This window comes from Asaia sp. Ae19-3 (genome assembly GCF_059801175.1).
This window is the reverse complement of record NZ_JBCHWF010000001.1, coordinates 2944223-2960455: the sequence shown is the minus strand read 5'-3', so window position 1 is coordinate 2960455 and position 16233 is coordinate 2944223. Positions and strand designations below refer to the sequence as shown.

Genomic DNA, 16233 nt, shown 5'->3' with positions numbered 1-16233 from the left:
GGCAGCCTGACCGGTCGGGATTGCGAGTAAATCAAAGAAGGAAAAACATATTATATTTTTTAACAGGCAGTCTCTGCCTATTTTTAAACACAGTATTATCGTCCATAATAACTGTGATACCGGGAGCGTGATGCAAAACTTCCCCGGTATCACACCTTCATTACGAAGTTTTCCGAAAATTTCACTTTGCGTAACATGCCACCCCTTGTCCTGGACAAATGGTAATGAATGCCATGCGTCGAAACAGCCGATTCAGACGCCATCGAGCAGATCCGACCGCTTCCTCAGTACGTGCTTACCGGTAAATATGGTTCAGGCTGAACGACCCAGAAACCGGGCCATCTCGTCGCGTGCTGTCTTGGCGTCACGGCCAAGCGCCATCAGATCGCCTATCTGACCCGGCTGACGCACGAGGCTGCGTATCAGCTTGAAGGGCGAGATCCGCCCCTCTGCTAGGACATCGCGCGCTGCGGGGGGCAGATCGCGCTTTGAATCGTCACAGACAACACGCAGGACTGCAAAGGGCAGACCAGTATTGGCCACAAACCCGCTTTCCATATCGACGGCCAGACAGCCGGTCTGGGCATGAAGGGCAGCCTTGTCGGCAGCTGTCGCGACAAGCCCGTCGCTATGCAGAATGCCGCCATGCAGGACACCCGGCTCCCCCACGCCGAATTCACGCGAGAGCGCCGCATCGGTCTTGATGCGCGAGCCGTTCACCAGCACCCATTGTGGAATTACGAGGGCACCCGGCATCAGATCGGGCGCCAGCCCGGCGGCGCAGCCGAAAGACAGAAGACGGGTTGCCCCGGCTTCCAGCAGACGCGCAATGGCTGCTTGCGCCCCGGCAGCACTGGCGCCGCTGATAGCCACCATCGCATCGGGGCGACGCGCCCGTATCAGGCGCGCCTCGGCCTTCAGCCCGACGAGAACGCCAAGCATATCAGAAACCGTGCTCGACCCGGCCAGAATTGCTCAGTCCCAGATTGCGGAAGCGCGACAACGCCATGAGCGGGAAGAACTGCTTGTAACCGTGATAGCGCAGATAGAAGACCTTCGGGAAACCAACGGCGTTGTAAGGCTTCTCCTGCCATTCGCCTTTCTCGTCCTGCTGCGAGACGAGATAGGAAATGCCACGCTTGACCGCCTTGCTCTCGCGATGCCCGACAGCCATCAGACCCAGAACCGCCCAGGCCGTCTGGGTCGGCAGGCTCATATCGTATTCGCCAGGCGTTGCCCCTTCATAAGAGGCACAATCCTCGCCCCAGCCGCCATCTTCACGCTGCGTGCTTTCCAACCAGGCCACTGCCCGCAGCACAGCCGGATCGTCGTGCGGTACACCTGCAATATTGAAGGCACAAAGCGCCGACCAGGTGCCATAGATGTAATTCGTGCCCCAGCGCCCGAACCAGCAGCCCTCTGCCTCCTGCTCGCGACGAAGATAGTCAAGACCCCGTTCGATGACGGGACGGTCTTCAGGGAAGCCCAGTTCGCACAGGAAAGAGACGCAGCGCGCCGAGACATCCGCCGTCGGCGGATCGAGCAGCGCCCCATGATCGGCGAAAGGAATATGATTCAGCGCATCGAGATCATTGTCGATATCGAAGGCGCCCCAACCGCCATTGGTGCTCTGCATCCCGACGATCCATTCGCGGGCGCGGGCGATTGCCTCGCGATTGCCCTCCGGATCTTCACGATTGAGCAGCATGCCGACCACCGCCGTGTCATCCACGTCGGGGTAATAGTCGTTTTCATACTGGAAAGCCCAGCCACCTGGCCGCACATCGGGGCAGTTGATGGCCCAGTCGCCCTTGACGTTCAGGATCTGGCGCTGGCGCAGCCATTCCATGCTGCGTTGCAGGCGCTCGCGCGTCTCTTTCGGACGTGTGGCATCCGGGCCGGAGGCGGCCTCCGCCATGGCGATACCCGAAAGCCCCGTATCCCACACAGGCGAGACGCATGGCTGGCAATAGGTCTCGTCTTCCTTCTCGACGAGCAGTTCCTGAATACCCTTCCAGGCCAGTTCGACGCGGGGGTCGTTATCGGGCACGCCGAGTTCGCGATACATCATCACGACATTGGCCATGGCCGGATAAATGGCACCGAGCCCGCCTTCGCCCAGACGCGGCTCGATAAAGTCGATTGCCGCCTTGATGGCCTTCTTGCGCAAGGCTGGTGGGAAACGATGCTCGATCGGCCGAAGCATCGTATCGACCTGCTTGAACACCCGCCCCCAGACAGAGCGATAAGGCCCGCGAATCCAGTCCTTCACCTCTTCCGGCGGGGTGACGAACAATTCCTGGATATGGATGTTGCGCGGATTGATGGCACGTGGCTCGAGGGTACGCAGCACCAGCATCGGTGCCACCACACAGCGCGACCAGTAGGACATGTTCCACATGGAGAACACGGCTGCCTTGGGCACGAGCATCAGTTCGACCGGCATGACCGGCGTGGCACGCCAGGGCACCTCGCCGAACAGGGCCATCTGGATGCGCGTAAAGACATTTGTCCGTGCCGCACCGCCACGATCAAGAATGGCTTCACGTGCGCGCTTCATATGCGGCGCGTCGATATCATCACCGATCGCCTTGAGCGCGAAATACGCCTTTACCGAAGCGGAAAGATCGAAACCGCCATCATGGTAAAGCGGCCAGCCGCCATGCGCGCCCTGGATACGACGCAGATAGACGCCGATACGCGCCTGCTTTTCCTCATCAATCCGGTCTAGGTAGTGCTCAAGCAGGACATATTCGGCCGGAATGGTGGCGTCGGCTTCGAGCTCGAACACCCAGTGGCCATCGTCATTCTGCCTGTTGGCAAGCGCGGCATGGGCGGAATCGATAGCCTGACGCACCTGGCCAATATCCGCCTCGGCCGGAATTCCGGTCTCATGGCGCTCCAGAACGTCGGAATAGATCAACATTGCCCGCCCTTGTCCTTTCTAAAATACAGTCTCGATATCAATGTGACAGACCCAGAGCCCTGATGGCCTCCGAGCCCGAGCGTATTGCTCCCTCAATGGTCGAGGGAAAACCCGTCTGGGTCCAGTCTCCGGCAAGTGCCAGATTGGCCAGCCCCGTTTTTGCCTGAGGCCGCAGCCGATCCTGCGCTGGCGTGGCGGCAAAAGTCGCCCGCTTTTCACACACCAGACGCACAGGCGGCACAGCCTCAGGCAAGGTCTCGACAAGAACCGGCCCGACAGCCTGGCGGATTTCCGACCAGATTGTCGCAATCAGCTCGTCATTATCCCGCGCAGCATAACGATTTGCCGCGCTTACAGTCACGGAAAGAATCTCTCCTTTGAGATAGATCCACTCCGCAACACCCCCGACAAGCCCTACGAACCCGACCTTGGCCAGCATGCCACGCGCCGTGACAGGCCCCGGCAGGCGGTAATGAACATTGATGATGCTCTCATAGGCATCCGGCGCCGTGAAATCGGGCAAATGCGGTTCGAGCAGCGTGCGCGCCACAGGCGAAGGGGCTGCAAACACCACCTTGTCTTCCGGCCCGATCGCAATGGTCTCGCTGCCGCTTTTCAGTCCGACAACACGTCCATCCTGCACATCGAGCCCGGCAATACGGGTGCCGCAATGCACTTCGCCCTGAAGCCGCGTGAGATGGGCAATCGCCGGATCGACAAAGCTCTCCGACAGGCCTTCAGCTGGATACCAGGGGCAGCAGGCCGTGCCGCCAAGAGCCAGGGTCTCTCGCATGATGGCTGCCAGAAGCGCAGCACTTGCCGTCTCGAGTGGCGTATTGAGCGCCGAAATCGCAAACGGCTCCAGCAATCTGCGGGTCAGCATGCCCTCGCCCAGAAACGCACTGACCGTCTGATCCGGCCCCGCCTTCAACAGGCGCCCCAGCATCGCCAGCTCTCCGAGTTTCATACCCGGCACACGGCGGCGTCTGGAAAACGCCCAGAACGGTACGCGCCCTTTCGACAGCTGAAGCGTCCAGCCCGTGTTGGTCGAAAGATCGAACCACGGGAATAGCGGCGCCCCCGGACCTGTCAGGGTCTTTTCGGCACCGATCAGGCCAAGATAGCGAAAGCTCGCCTTGTTGGCCGAGAGCAGCAGATGGTTGCCGTTATCGATACGCGCATCGAGCGCCTTGTCGTAATAGGAACGCGCCCGCCCGCCACAGGCAGGGCCTGCTTCATAAACCGAGACACGCGCCCGCCCTATGACATCGACCGCAGCGGAAAGACCGGCCAGACCGCCGCCTATGATATGAACATGGGTCATGGATCAGCGATAATAGGCGAGAAGGGAACGCAGGATGCGGGCGGCCTTGCTGATCTTCACCGGCACGTCCGGGTGACGCCAGCCGCGACGCAGCAGCGCCGTCAGGATCGGATGATACGACGCCGCCATGATACGCGCCGGACGCATGGCCACGGAGTCGCAGCGTTTCATGGCACGACGTGCTTCACGAAAATGATCGGCTGCGCGCTTTGCTAGGATACGGGCCATCGGGTCGAGCCCCAGCGCATAAAGCGCCTCCTGCGGGTCGAGCGGCACATCGTACCGCACCAGCAATTCGCGCGGCAGGTAGAGACGCCCCCTGTCAGCATCCTCCTGCACATCACGCAGGATATTGGTAAGCTGCAGCGCACGCCCGAGGTGATGCGCCACCCGATCGGCCTCAGGAGAGGAATCGCCGAAGACGCGTACCGAAAGTCGCCCCACCGCCGAGGCCACGCGGTCGCAATAGAGGTCGAGCGTCGCTTCGTCGGGGGCCACAATCGGGCCTGCCGCATCCATCGCCATGCCGTCGATCACGGCGGCAAAATCTTCCTTGCGCAGACCAAAACGGACGATGGTGGCAACCAGCACCCGATCGAGCCCGTCCTGGGTCTCACCCTCGTAAAGGCGGTCGATCCGCTTGTGCCAGTCCTTGAGCGCCTCGAGACGATCCGGAACCTGAACATCCCCGTCGGCAATGTCATCCACCTCGCGGCAGAACGCATAGACGGCAAACATACCGTAGCGTTTTTCCGGCGGGAGAATCTTCATTCCTTTGGCGAACGACGTGCCAGCGCGGGTTACAATGGCATGAACATGCTCAAGATCGGCCGAGGCACAGCCCAGCACCGCTTCCTGTCGAAACCCGCTCACCGCTTCATCCCTGTATCATCCAAGAGCTGCGCCTTTTACCTGCAAAAAATCAAACAGCAAAATCCGGCCCGCGCCACGGGCGTTTTGACCCTGTTCGCTCCCCTGAGGGGGCCCCTCCGCAACAAGGAAAACACATCATGCGATTCTCACACTCTCTCGCTCTTGGCACGCTCGCCCTGGGGCTGGGTGCAGGTCTCACTGGCCAGGCTCATGCGCAGCAGACGGCCACCGCCCATGCCGATCACCTGCTCAAGGCCGACCATTCATGGAACGGCAAGGCCTATACGCATTATCCCTCAGGTCAGCCCACACTCATGATGATCAAACTGACCATCCCGCCCCATACGGCCCTGCCCTGGCACACGCATCCCATTCCCAATGTCGGCTATGTGCTGGAAGGCCAGCTGACGATTGAAGACAAGGTCAGCGGGGCGAGTCACACCTTCCATCAGGGCGAGGCCTTTGCCGAGAGCATGGATGACGCCCATCGTGGCGTTTCAGGCGATACGGCAACAGTCTTGCTTCTGACCTATGCTGGCGGCAATAATCTTCCAACTTCAATCCCGCTCAAGGGTGAAAAGAAAGAATACTGATAAAAAGCACGAAATTTCGTATGGAAAATGATTTGACATTCGAAACGAATGACCGTCTCCTTGCTGTCATCTGACCCATCGGAGATAAGCTCATGACCGCGCCACTCACCCAGGAAGCCAAAGAAGATCTTCTGGAACGTGGATATTCACGCCGCCATTTTGGCCGCCTGACGAGCCTGCTCGGCATGAGCGCCGCCCTGACCCAGTTCAGCTCCTCGGCTTTTGCCGTCATCAAGGCACCCGGTGATGACCCGTTTGTGGGCCATCCCGACATGATCCGTATCGGCAGCAACGAATGCTGGACCGGCCCTTTCCCGTCTGCCGTCACGGCAGGCCAGGCTCAGGTGCCCTATGGCAACCGCTACGAGCCCGACCACCTGCGCTCGACCCTGCTGCGTACCGCCTCGTCAGTCGAGGGCATTTCCGAAGAGCACATCCTGCCCTGGCCCGGCTCCAGCGACCCGCTCTGCCGTTCGGTCGTGACCTTTTGTTCGCCCGAACGCGGTCTGGTAACGGCCAACCCGACCTATGAAGCCGCCTGGCGCACGGCCGACTGGATGAAGATCAAGCTGACGCGCGTGCCGCTCTCGGCCCATAACGGCTATGCTACCGACGTGCGCGCCATGCTCAAGGCCGACCCGAATGCAGGCGCCTATTACATCTGCAGCCCGAACAACCCGACCGGCACCGTCACACCGCTGGAAGATATCGCCTGGCTGGCCGACAACAAGCCTGCCGGCTCGGTCATCATCGTTGACGAAGCCTATATCCACTTCTCGGGCGCACCCAGCGCGATCTCGCTGGTCAAGCAGGGTAAGGACGTCATCGTTCTGCGCACGTTCTCGAAGATGTTCGCCATGGCTGGCCTGCGTCTCGGCCTCTCCTTCGCCCGGCCGGACCTGCACAAGCGCATGATGCGCTATGACGGCCCGAACATGATCTCCATGCTCAACATCGTGGCGCTCGCCGCGGGTGCTGTCAGCCTGACCCAGGCCGATGCCATCAAGGCACGACGCGACGAGATGATCGCCGCACGCAGCATGACCTTCGATCACCTTGCCAAGCGCAATATCCGCATCGTGCCCGGCAGTCAGGCCAATATGTTCCTCGTGGACTGGAAAAAGCCTGCGGCCCAGATGAAGACGGCCTTCGCCGCCAAAAAGGTCGAAATCGGCCGCAACTGGGATATCTGGCCGACCATGTCGCGCGTGAGCGTTGGCTCGATGAAGGAAATGGAAGGCTTCTGCGCCGCCCTCGACCAGATTCTGGCCTGAACATCAGGCGGGGCGCTGGCCCCGCATTCGCAAAGGGAGGCAGCTCCCTTCGCGGTTTTTCCCCTCAACGCCCAGCATGGCCTTGAGGAAGAAGAAACGGACCGACCACCTTTCGCGAGGCTGGATCGGTCCTTTTTTCAACCAATGAGTGCCCGTGCGCCTTTGGCAAAAGCAAGCACTCCGTCAGCACGACCGAGCTTGACCCGGCCCGCCACAGGATCTTCACGACGCAGCCTTGTGGCAAGACGCTGCGAAAGCGCCACCACGACCGCACAATAGGCACGCATACGCCGATCGCGCACCAGACCCGGCAGGGCAGAAGCCTCACGGTTCAGATGATCGACCTCGTCGAGCAGATGATCGAACACGCGCCGTAGCCCGGGCTTGCTGCGCGCCAGAAGCACGTCTTCTACCTTGGCGCCCTCAGCATCGAGCATATCCTGCGGCAGATAGGAACGGTTGAGAGTCTTCAGATCGCCCGTCACATCCTGCAGGTGGTTGAGCACTTGCAACGCACTGCAAAGCGCGTCGGAAAGCGGAAGCGTCTCGACTTTTTCGCCATGCAGTAACAGCAGGAAACGGCCGACCGGATTGGCCGAAAAGCGGCAATAGCCCAGCAACTCGTCCCAGTTGCCATAACGGTTCTTCACCGCATCCTGGACGAACGCTGTAATCAGATCGGTCGCAGTCTCGAGCGGCACGCCAGTCTGAAGCAAATGGCGGCGCAGGATCGCGGCTGTCTGCGCATCGGCACGATGGGGCGCCTCGCGCTCGCCGCGAATGACCTCCTCCATGCCTTTCAGCCTTGCAATCTTGGCGTCGGCAGAAAGCGTGGCGTTGTCGACCATATCGTCGATGACACGGGCAAAATTGTAATAGGCCGTGACATGCGCCCGGTTCGCTCTCGCGAACAGAAGAGACCCGACCGGGAAATTCTCGTCGCCTGCGCCCTTGGGCGAGGTGACGTCAGACTCGCCCCAGACCGGGTCGATGGTCTTGCTGATGGCGTTCATCAGGCGTGGGTCTCCTCGGTGTAAAAGCGGCTTTTCCACTGAACGCCGCGTCCGCGATGATGATCGACCGCAGACCCGATGGTTGCCGCCATATAGAACGCCGCCACAACCGGCAGGGCAAGCGCACGCAAGGGCGAAAGCTTGAACCGTGAGAGTGTTGGCAAAAAGGAGACGATAGCCAGAAACAGCGAGGCGCCCCCCATGACGCGCACCCGCCCGCGACCGAACAGCGCAAAATAGACAGGTGCCAACCAGACCAGCCCCATGCCGATTATCGTGCAGAGCAGGATGACCGGCGAATAACGCAGCTGCACATAGGCCGTGCGCGCGATCATGCGCCAGATATCGCCCGCACCGCGATAGGGGCGGATCGACCAGGCGAGCGTGCTATGGCCAAGATAGAGCTTGCCCCCAGCCCGCTTGATGTCAGACGCCAGAGAGCAGTCATCGATCAACGCCCCGCGTACTGTCTCGACGCCGCCGATACGTTCGAGCATCGCACGACGCACCAGAATCGTACCGCCTGCTGCACCAGCCACTTCGGAAGCCGGATCATTGACCTTCTCGAACGGATAGAGCATCGCGAAGAAATAGACGAAAGCAGGCACCAGAAGGCGTTCGGCGGCGCTTTCACAGTTCAGCACCACCATTTCCGAGACCATATCGAGCCCGTCGCGCTGCGCCTTTTCGACCAGCGTTTCGAGATGCAGGGCCGAGTGCAGGATATCGGCGTCGGTCAGCAGAATGAATCCGTCTGCATCCACCTTTTCGCGCGCGACCATCTCACCCTGATGCACCGCCCAGAGCTTGCCGCTCCAGCCTTCCGGTCGCTCGCGCCCGGTCACAACGGTCAGGCGACCATGCGGGTCGGGCACCTGACGGGCCAGATCGCCCGTACCATCCGTGCTGCCATCATCGACCACAATGACACTCAGCCTGCCCTTGTAATCCTGCTGCAGCAGCGTCGCGAGACATGGCTGAATCGACTCGGCTTCATCTCTGGCGGGCACGACGACAGCGACATCCGGCCACACACTGGCCGATACCGTATTAACCGGGGTCAGCCTGGTGCCTGTACGCCAGAAACGGCCATGGGCAAAAAGCAGCTTGCCCCAAGCCGCCAGCGCAGAGACGGCCATCAGATTTCTGATCATTTCGTAGAGATCCGCCCATGTTCGCGAAACCAGGTTATCGCGTCTGCCACAGCCTCGCGCGCCGGACGCGGCGCATAACCGAGTTGCTCCTGGGCCTTGAGAGAGGTGAAGAACATCTTTTTCTTCGACATGGCGAGTGTCTCGCGCGTCACGCGCGGCTCGATGCCAAAACCGCGCGCCAGCCATTCCGAAACGATGGCAACAGGCTGCAGCCAGGACTGCCTGAGACGGATACGCGGCGGCTTGACGCAGGCAACCTCGCTGATCAGCGAGAAGAAATCGCCAAGCATGTAGTTTTCGCCACCGAGAATGTATTTCTCGCCAATCACGCCTTTTTCCAGTGCCAGGGCATGACCCTCGGCCACGTCATCGACATGCACGATGTTGAGCCCGCTATCGACATAGGCAGGCATGTTGCCAGAGGCGACATCGACAATCATCTGACCTGTCGGGGTAGGCTTGATATCACGCGGGCCTACCGGTGTGGACGGATTGACGATCACCGCAGGCAGGCCACGCTCGCGCACCAGCTTGAGCACTTCCTGCTCGGCCCGGTATTTCGAAAGTTTATAGACCCCGATCACGTCGTGTTCGGTGACAGGGGTAAGTTCATTCGCCGGTGTCGCATCCTTGGTCAGGCCGAGGGCGGCAACAGACGAGCAATAGACAATACGCTCCACACCAGCATCGAGCGCAGCCATCATCAACCGACGCGTGCCCTCGACATTGGCCCTCATCATGACAGCGGGGTCCGGCACCCAGAGGCGATAATCGGCGGCCACATGAAAAAGATAGCGACACCCGGCGAGAGCCGGACCGAAACTCTCAGGCGCGGTGAGATCACCGATCACCAGATCGGCGTCCAGTCCTTCGAGATTTGACAGATCAGCCCCTGCGCGCACCAGCAGCCTGATCCTGTGACCCCGTTGCTTGAGAATACGCGCGACTGCCGAGCCAACAAAACCGGTTGCCCCGGTAATCAGCGTGTATTCGCTCATGATAGGCCTTGATGCTCACGTTTATTGCAAATTGATATCGCACCATACCGTTCACGGAAGGACAAGCAACCTGCGGGTGATGGCTTTTTCGTCATGTTCCGCCTTGGAGTAGCGAAAGCAGACTGTCTGGTGTAGACAGCCGCGAACACTCGACAGCGCGACATATTCTAGAAAATGCCGCAGAAACCTCATCTGCCCTTTTCCCTGGCCATATGAGGGCCCTCGCAACCCTGCGTCGTTCGGACAAGACTGGCCTTGAAAACCCTGACCTTCATCCTCTCCCTGCTCGGCCTCGCTCTGCTGACAGGGATCATGGCCTGGCTCGGCATCGGTCATGTTTTCACCGCCATGCAGCGTATCGGAGTCGGCGGATTTTTGGCCATGGTTGCCGGTCAGGCGCTGGTCGATGTCGGGCTCGGAACGTCCTGGTATCTCGCCTGTCCAGAAGTCGGACTTTTCAGAACCATCGCCTCACGCGCTGTGCGTGACGCCGCAGGAAACTGCCTGCCCTTTTCCCAGCTCGGCGGCATGGTGATCGGCATTCGCGCCACCTGCAGCATGCCCACCCTCAGCCGCAAGCTCGGCCCGTTGCAATGGCCTGCTGCCGTTGCGACCAATATTGTCGACATCACGACCGAGGTGCTGGGCCAGATCGTCTTTGTCGTCATCGCTCTGGCATGCCTTTTCTCCCATACCGGCGCCAATAAATTCACCTGGCCCGTTCTGGGAGGGATGGCCCTGCTGGCCCTCGGCATTGCAGGCTTCATCTGGACCCAGCAGCGCGGCGGCGTGGCCATTCATCATGCCGCACGCTTCCTTGGGCGTCATATTGCCGAAGGCTGGCGCACGACGCTGATCGACAATATGGACAGTTTTCAGGGGCAGCTCGACCTGCTCTGGGCCCGCCCGGCTCGCATCGCAAGCGGCGCCATGATGCATCTGTTGTGCTGGCTTGGTGGCGCTGGCGTTACCTGGCTGTCGCTGGAACTGCTCGGCGCCCATATTGGCTATATCGGCGCAGTCGCCATCGAAGGTGTCGTGTGCGGCATCATGTCGGCCTCGTTCCTCGTGCCTGCCGCGCTCGGCGTGCAGGAGGCGGCTTATGTCGCTCTCGGCTATTTCTTCGGTATCGAAGCCGAAATCTCTCTTGGCCTCTCCCTTCTGCGCCGCGGGCGGGATATCGCGATCGGTATTCCTGTCATGGCGCTTTGGCAGATTTCCGAAATGCGCCGTCTGCGTGCCAGCAAGCATGAAGCCAAGGCCAGCGAAACCCTCGATTACAGCGACAACGCCACCGGGAGCGAAGCATCATGACGATGCCTCTTTTCGGTACGCTCTGCGTCATAGGGCCGGGGTTGATCGGCTCTTCCGTCCTGCGGCGCCTGCGCGCCCACCTCGGTCTGGTCGACAGGCTCGTCGTGGCTGACCGCGACCCCGCTGTTCTCGAACGGATACGCGAGCTCGATCTGGGCGATATCGTTACCGACGATATGCAAAAAGCGGTCGAAAACGCCGACTGCGTCATGCTTTGCGTTCCCGTAGGGGCTATTGCTTCTGTGGCTGCCGGCATCCTACCTCATATGAAGCCGGGCGCCATTCTGACCGATGTGGGCTCGACGCGCCGCAGCGTTGTCGAGGCTCTCACCCCTCATCTGCGCGATGATATCGCCTATGTACCGGCCCACCCCATGGCGGGCACGGAGCATTCAGGCCCAGATGCCGGCTTTGCGACGCTTTTCGAAGATCGCTGGTGCCTGCTCACCCCGTCAGGGGATGCCCCCCAGGAGGCCATAGACCGCATCGCGGATTTCTGGCGCGCCATGGGGGCGCGCATTCGCATCATGGATACAGATCATCACGACACGATCTGCGCCATGGTCAGCCATCTGCCGCATCTGATTGCCTTCACCATCTGCGGTACCGCCGATACGCTTGCGGAAGACATGCGCGCCGAAGTGCTTGATTTCGCCGCCTCGGGTTTTCGGGATTTCACCCGCATTGCGGCTTCTGACCCGACCATGTGGCGCGACATCTTCCTGAACAACAGCGATGCCCTGCTGAGCGTGCTTGATCGTTTCAGTCAGGATGCCGCCGCCATGGCAGAGGCCATACGCAAGGGCGACGAGAAAACCATTGTCGAGACGATCTCGCGTGGCCGGCGCATCCGTCGCAGCCTGATCGAAAACCGGCAGGCCTGATTTCTCAGCAAGGCTGAAGAGGGAGGGGTTCGCGCCTTTGCGAGAGGCGGAGAGTTACTCCGCCCCAGCCATGGGGCGTTGCCCCATTCCCCGCCAAAGGGCCGTCGCCCTTTGGAAACCCTCTACCGAGGGCTCACTGGCGGGGCTGTACCCCGCCGGAAACACGTTCAGATGGTGACGACGCGCAGGGTGTTGGTCGAACCCTGCTGGCCGAAAGGCAGACCAACGAGCAGAACCAGCTTGTCGCCCTTTTCGGCATAGCCTTCCGACACGGCCAGACCGACAGCCTGATCGACCACGCCTTCAACACCATAGACCGGCGTTTCCTGACCGACCGACATGGCGCGGACGCCCCAGACCATGTTCAGGCGACGCGCGGTTTCATCATCCGGCGTCAGGGCCAGAACCGGGCAATCGGCACGCTCACGGGCAATCTGCAGCGCACCACGGCCGCTCTGCGTATAGACCACGATGACCGCTGCCGAGACGGACTGCGCAACATGCCATGCAGCTTCTGCAATGGCGCCACCGGTCGTGCCATCGCTATCAGGACGAAGGGCCTCTTCCTGCATGCGCCATTCGAGATCGTTCTCGACGCGACGCGTCACGCGAGCCATGACTTCCACAGCTTCGCGCGGGTACTTGCCTGCTGCGCTCTCGGCAGAGAGCATCACAGCGTCCGTACCATCAAACACGGCATTGGAGACGTCAGACACTTCTGCACGCGTCGGTGTCGGCGAGGTGATCATGCTTTCCAGCATCTGCGTGGCAACGATCACCGGCTTGCCCTGGAAGCGGGCTTCGCGGATCGCACGCTTCTGCTCGATCGGCACTTCCTCAGCCGGAAGCTCGACACCCAGATCGCCACGAGCCACCATCACAGCGTCAGACAGCGCGATGATGTCGCTCAGACGCTCCATGGCCTGCGGCTTCTCGAGCTTGGTCATGATCCAGGCGCGGCCCTTGGCGATGTCCTTGGCTTCCTGCACGTCTTCAGGACGCTGCACGAAGGAAAGCGCCACGTACTCGACACCGAGATCGAGAGCGAAGGCAAAATCCTTGTGGTCCTTCTCGGTCAGGGCCGGAATGGGCAGCACGACGTCAGGCACGTTCACGCCCTTGCGCTCGGACAGCCAGCCACCGACCTCGACTTCGGTTTCCATATGCGTCTCGTCGCAGGACACGACACGCAGACGCATCTTGCCGTCATCAAGCAGCAGGCGGCTGCCGGGCTCGGCAGCACGCATGATTTCGGGATGCGGCAGACAGGCGCGGCGGGCGTCGCCGGGCGTGCGGTCCAGATCAAGGCGGAAACGGGCGCCTTCAATCAGCTCCACTTTGCCATCGGCAAACGTGCCAACGCGCAGCTTCGGACCCTGCATGTCAGCCAGAATGGCGAGCGGGCGACCAAGCTCGGCCTCGACGTCGCGAATGGTGGCATGACGCTTGGCATGGTCTTCATGCGAACCATGCGAGAAGTTCAGACGGAACACGTCAGCGCCGGCCAGAGCCAGTGTGCGGATCATCTCATGCGTGGAGGAGGCCGGGCCGAGGGTCGCAACGATCTTCGTGCGGCGCTGTTCGGCCTCTTTCTTCACTCCCGTGCCCTGAGCCGAAGCTGCCTGAGGTGAGGATGTCATACTGATCTCCGATCCAATTGCTGCACGTTGCATATCATAGCCTCAGCTAGGCTGAAGCGTCTCTCCTGGCAACAGCCCCCAGAACACACGTCTGGGAAGCCATCCCGTATACCCCTTGACCACCACCTTGCACCATGTCGAACCCTGAGGGCACAGCTTGAGCGTCCCCACGGCTCCCGGCTGCAGGACGGCGACGATGGCACTGTTTTCATCAGACTGGCTGTAAAGCAGCGTATCGCCCTGACGCTGGCGCGCCTCGCTTTCGCCAGGCACATAGCCCAGCACACGCGCATCGGCCTTGCCGATCACATCGCCCGATTTGGCCGAGGCCTCGCCCACAGCCGCAGCATGACCCTCAGGCGGCTGACCGGGAATGACGAAGGTACGCTGGCCGACCAGCGTTGCCTGATGCACCCAGCCTTTCATGCCATCCGAGTCTTCAATCAGACGCCAGACGTCGAACTCGCGCTCCACCTCAACAGGCAGCCCGCGGCGGTGATAGACCCACTCGATCGGATAGCGCTGTCCCGGCCCCTTGCGCATAAAGACCTTGTCTGCACGCATCGCGGCAAAGCGGGGCAGCGGCAGGCCTGTATTGGTCCCCTTGTCCTGCGGGGGCGCGTCGGGTGCGGCAGCCGCTGCGGCGGCATCATCGGCAGAAGGCGGCACAGGCTGCGCTGCAACCGCAGCCGCACCAGCCGCAACACCTGCTGCTGCGACAGCGGCACGGGCATGATGCTTGCCAGTGGCGTGAGACTTCGCGACGCGTGTCCCTTCGCTGGCATGGGCAGATTTATGCTTCCTGCCGGCCGCCTTCTTGTGATGGGCGCCTGTCTCAGCCGCCGCAGCCTTGGCCGAAGCGGCAGAAGAGGTTGCATGTTTATGGTGATGTGCAGGGTGTTTTGTCGTCTGTGGCGCCGCTTCTGCCAGCGCGCCGAACGGCAGCAGAATCGTCAGCCCGATGCCGTAGACGATGCGGAATGTCTTCATGGGTGCATGGGTGCCAAGTTGTGGCGCTTCGGGCAAGAGGGCGACCGCGCTACAGGCTCAAAATCTGAGCGTCAGCTGTGCGCTCCAGAAAGCTTGTCACACCACAGATACGCGTCCCGGCACAGAGATCCTCAACAGTCAGACCGGCAGCCTTCATCCCGGCCTCGCAGGCCAGAACCTCGCCGCCAAGCTCGAAAACGGCGGATCGCAGGGTTTCGAACCCTGCGATCCCCTTCTCCTGGAACCGTGTATCGAGCGCCACACCCTCCAGTGCAGACCAGTCCTGGCGCAGCGCCTCGACGCTCAAGCCCCCGGCAAACAGGACGACATCGCGCCCGAGAGCCAGCGCTCCCGCAGCGAGCACAAACGCGTGATGAGCCCGTTCGAAAGAGCGATCGGCCAGAATGATTCCCATCACGCGCATCGTCAGCGCTCCCCTCCGCAACAGGCGCATTCAGGGTCCGGCGGCAGATCGAAGCTCCGAAACGACGCATTGAGTGCGCTCCAGACCAAGACACGGCCACTCAGCCCCTGCCCGAGGGAAAGCAGCTCCTTCAGCGCCTCAATCGCCATCAGCGAGCCGATAACCCCGGTGACGGCACCGAAGATTCCTGCCTGGCCGCAGCTCAAAGCCTCACTCTGTTCTGCATCCGGCATCAAACAGCGATAGCAGGGGCGACCCCGACCGGGCACAAAGGTCGAAAGTGTTCCGTCGAAACGCTGCACAGCCCCGGAGACGAGTGTCTTTCCCAATGCCCAGCAGCAATCGGCCACAGCATAGCGTGTCGGGAAATTATCACTGCCGTCACAGACAAGGTCATAGGCCCTGACGAGATCCGGCAGGTTCTCTTCAGTCACCCGCTCAGGGTGGGGTACAATCTCGATTTCCGGGTTGAGCGCAGAAAGACGCGAGACGGCGCGATCGGCCTTGCCCTGACCGACATCGCCGGTTTCAAACAGGATCTGACGCTGCAGATTGCTCAGCTCGACATGATCGTCATCAACAATACCGATCCGCCCGACACCCGCAGCGGCGAGATAAAGCCCGACCGGGCTGCCGAGCCCACCAGCCCCAATGATCAGAACAGACGAGTCGCGAAGACGTGCCTGCCCCAGCGCCCCTATTTCCGGCAGCAGAATATGCCGCGAATAACGGCTCAGGGCATCATCGGTGAAGGTCAGATCAGGCAAATCGGGCGACATGATGCAAAGGAAATCCGACTCTCAGAGAAAACTTCGTTGGCTCTCGG

Annotated in this window: 15 protein-coding genes; 4 read left to right on the top strand and 11 right to left on the bottom strand. The window is 61.0% G+C overall.

From position 1 onward, the window contains the following. Positions 1 to 312: 312 nt before the first annotated feature. The 4 genes from AAID99_RS13025 to hpnD are packed head-to-tail and all read right to left on the bottom strand — an operon-like array spanning position 313 to position 5123. Positions 313 to 942: a phosphorylase family protein gene (locus tag AAID99_RS13025; RefSeq protein ID WP_498494085.1), complete on the bottom strand. Its 630-nt coding sequence runs from the start codon at positions 940 to 942 to the stop codon at positions 313 to 315. A 1-nt stretch (position 943) separates the two neighbouring features. Further along, entirely contained in the window at positions 944 to 2926 is a 1983-nt protein-coding gene (gene shc, locus AAID99_RS13020; RefSeq protein ID WP_188427533.1) for a squalene--hopene cyclase, read from the bottom strand. Positions 2927 to 2963: 37 nt separating this feature from the next. Then, a complete protein-coding gene (gene hpnE / locus AAID99_RS13015) occupies positions 2964 to 4250 on the bottom strand; it encodes a hydroxysqualene dehydroxylase HpnE (RefSeq protein WP_498494083.1) in 1287 nt (428 codons plus the stop codon). Positions 4251 to 4253: 3 nt separating this feature from the next. Then, entirely contained in the window at positions 4254 to 5123 is an 870-nt protein-coding gene (gene hpnD / locus AAID99_RS13010; protein ID WP_229719923.1) for a presqualene diphosphate synthase HpnD, read from the bottom strand. Positions 5124 to 5260: 137 nt separating this feature from the next. On the opposite strand from hpnD, the gene AAID99_RS13005 reads away from it, so the two are divergent. Further along, complete coding sequence (locus AAID99_RS13005) at positions 5261 to 5716, top strand: cupin domain-containing protein (protein ID WP_188427531.1); 456 nt, start codon at positions 5261 to 5263, stop codon at positions 5714 to 5716. Positions 5717 to 5808: 92 nt separating this feature from the next. Beyond that, complete coding sequence (locus tag AAID99_RS13000; protein WP_498494082.1) at positions 5809 to 6990, top strand: pyridoxal phosphate-dependent aminotransferase; 1182 nt, start codon at positions 5809 to 5811, stop codon at positions 6988 to 6990. Positions 6991 to 7127: 137 nt separating this feature from the next. On the opposite strand, the gene hpnC is transcribed toward AAID99_RS13000, so the two are convergent. Genes hpnC through hpnA form a run of 3 tightly spaced genes read right to left on the bottom strand, consistent with a single transcriptional unit; the run spans position 7128 to position 10155 of the window. Next, positions 7128 to 8003 (bottom strand): squalene synthase HpnC, encoded by an 876-nt coding sequence (hpnC, locus tag AAID99_RS12995; protein ID WP_188427529.1) that lies wholly within the window; start codon positions 8001 to 8003, stop codon positions 7128 to 7130. Then, the gene (locus AAID99_RS12990; protein ID WP_188427528.1) at positions 8003 to 9157 is read right to left on the bottom strand and encodes a glycosyltransferase; all 1155 of its coding nucleotides are present in this window, start codon (positions 9155 to 9157) and stop codon (positions 8003 to 8005) included. Before AAID99_RS12990 ends, hpnC begins: the two co-directional genes overlap by 1 nt. Next, positions 9154 to 10155 carry a hopanoid-associated sugar epimerase gene (gene hpnA, locus AAID99_RS12985; RefSeq protein WP_188427527.1) on the bottom strand — a complete coding sequence of 334 codons (1002 nt, stop codon included), beginning with the start codon at positions 10153 to 10155 and terminating at the stop codon, positions 9154 to 9156. The genes AAID99_RS12990 and hpnA overlap by 4 nt, the downstream gene beginning before the upstream one ends. A gap of 255 nt (positions 10156 to 10410) precedes the next feature. Between hpnA and AAID99_RS12980 the strand changes: the two genes are divergently transcribed. Beyond that, the gene (locus AAID99_RS12980; protein WP_229719922.1) at positions 10411 to 11469 is read left to right on the top strand and encodes a lysylphosphatidylglycerol synthase domain-containing protein; all 1059 of its coding nucleotides are present in this window, start codon (positions 10411 to 10413) and stop codon (positions 11467 to 11469) included. A 2-nt stretch (positions 11470 to 11471) separates the two neighbouring features. Next, positions 11472 to 12353, top strand: coding sequence for a prephenate dehydrogenase/arogenate dehydrogenase family protein (locus tag AAID99_RS12975; protein ID WP_188427556.1), 882 nt, complete (start codon positions 11472 to 11474; stop codon positions 12351 to 12353). Between the two features lie 167 nt (positions 12354 to 12520). On the opposite strand, the gene pyk is transcribed toward AAID99_RS12975, so the two are convergent. Genes pyk through AAID99_RS12955 form a run of 4 tightly spaced genes read right to left on the bottom strand, consistent with a single transcriptional unit; the run spans position 12521 to position 16186 of the window. Beyond that, entirely contained in the window at positions 12521 to 13993 is a 1473-nt protein-coding gene (pyk, locus tag AAID99_RS12970; protein ID WP_188427526.1) for a pyruvate kinase, read from the bottom strand. Positions 13994 to 14035: 42 nt separating this feature from the next. Next, entirely contained in the window at positions 14036 to 14983 is a 948-nt protein-coding gene (locus AAID99_RS12965; protein WP_498494081.1) for an SH3 domain-containing protein, read from the bottom strand. 49 nt (positions 14984 to 15032) lie between these two features. Beyond that, on the bottom strand, positions 15033 to 15407 hold the full coding sequence (locus AAID99_RS12960; protein WP_498494080.1) for a DsrE family protein: 375 nt from the start codon (positions 15405 to 15407) through the stop codon (positions 15033 to 15035). Positions 15408 to 15409: 2 nt separating this feature from the next. Continuing rightward, a complete protein-coding gene (locus tag AAID99_RS12955; RefSeq protein WP_188427523.1) occupies positions 15410 to 16186 on the bottom strand; it encodes a HesA/MoeB/ThiF family protein in 777 nt (258 codons plus the stop codon). Between the last annotated feature and the right edge of the window lie 47 nt (positions 16187 to 16233).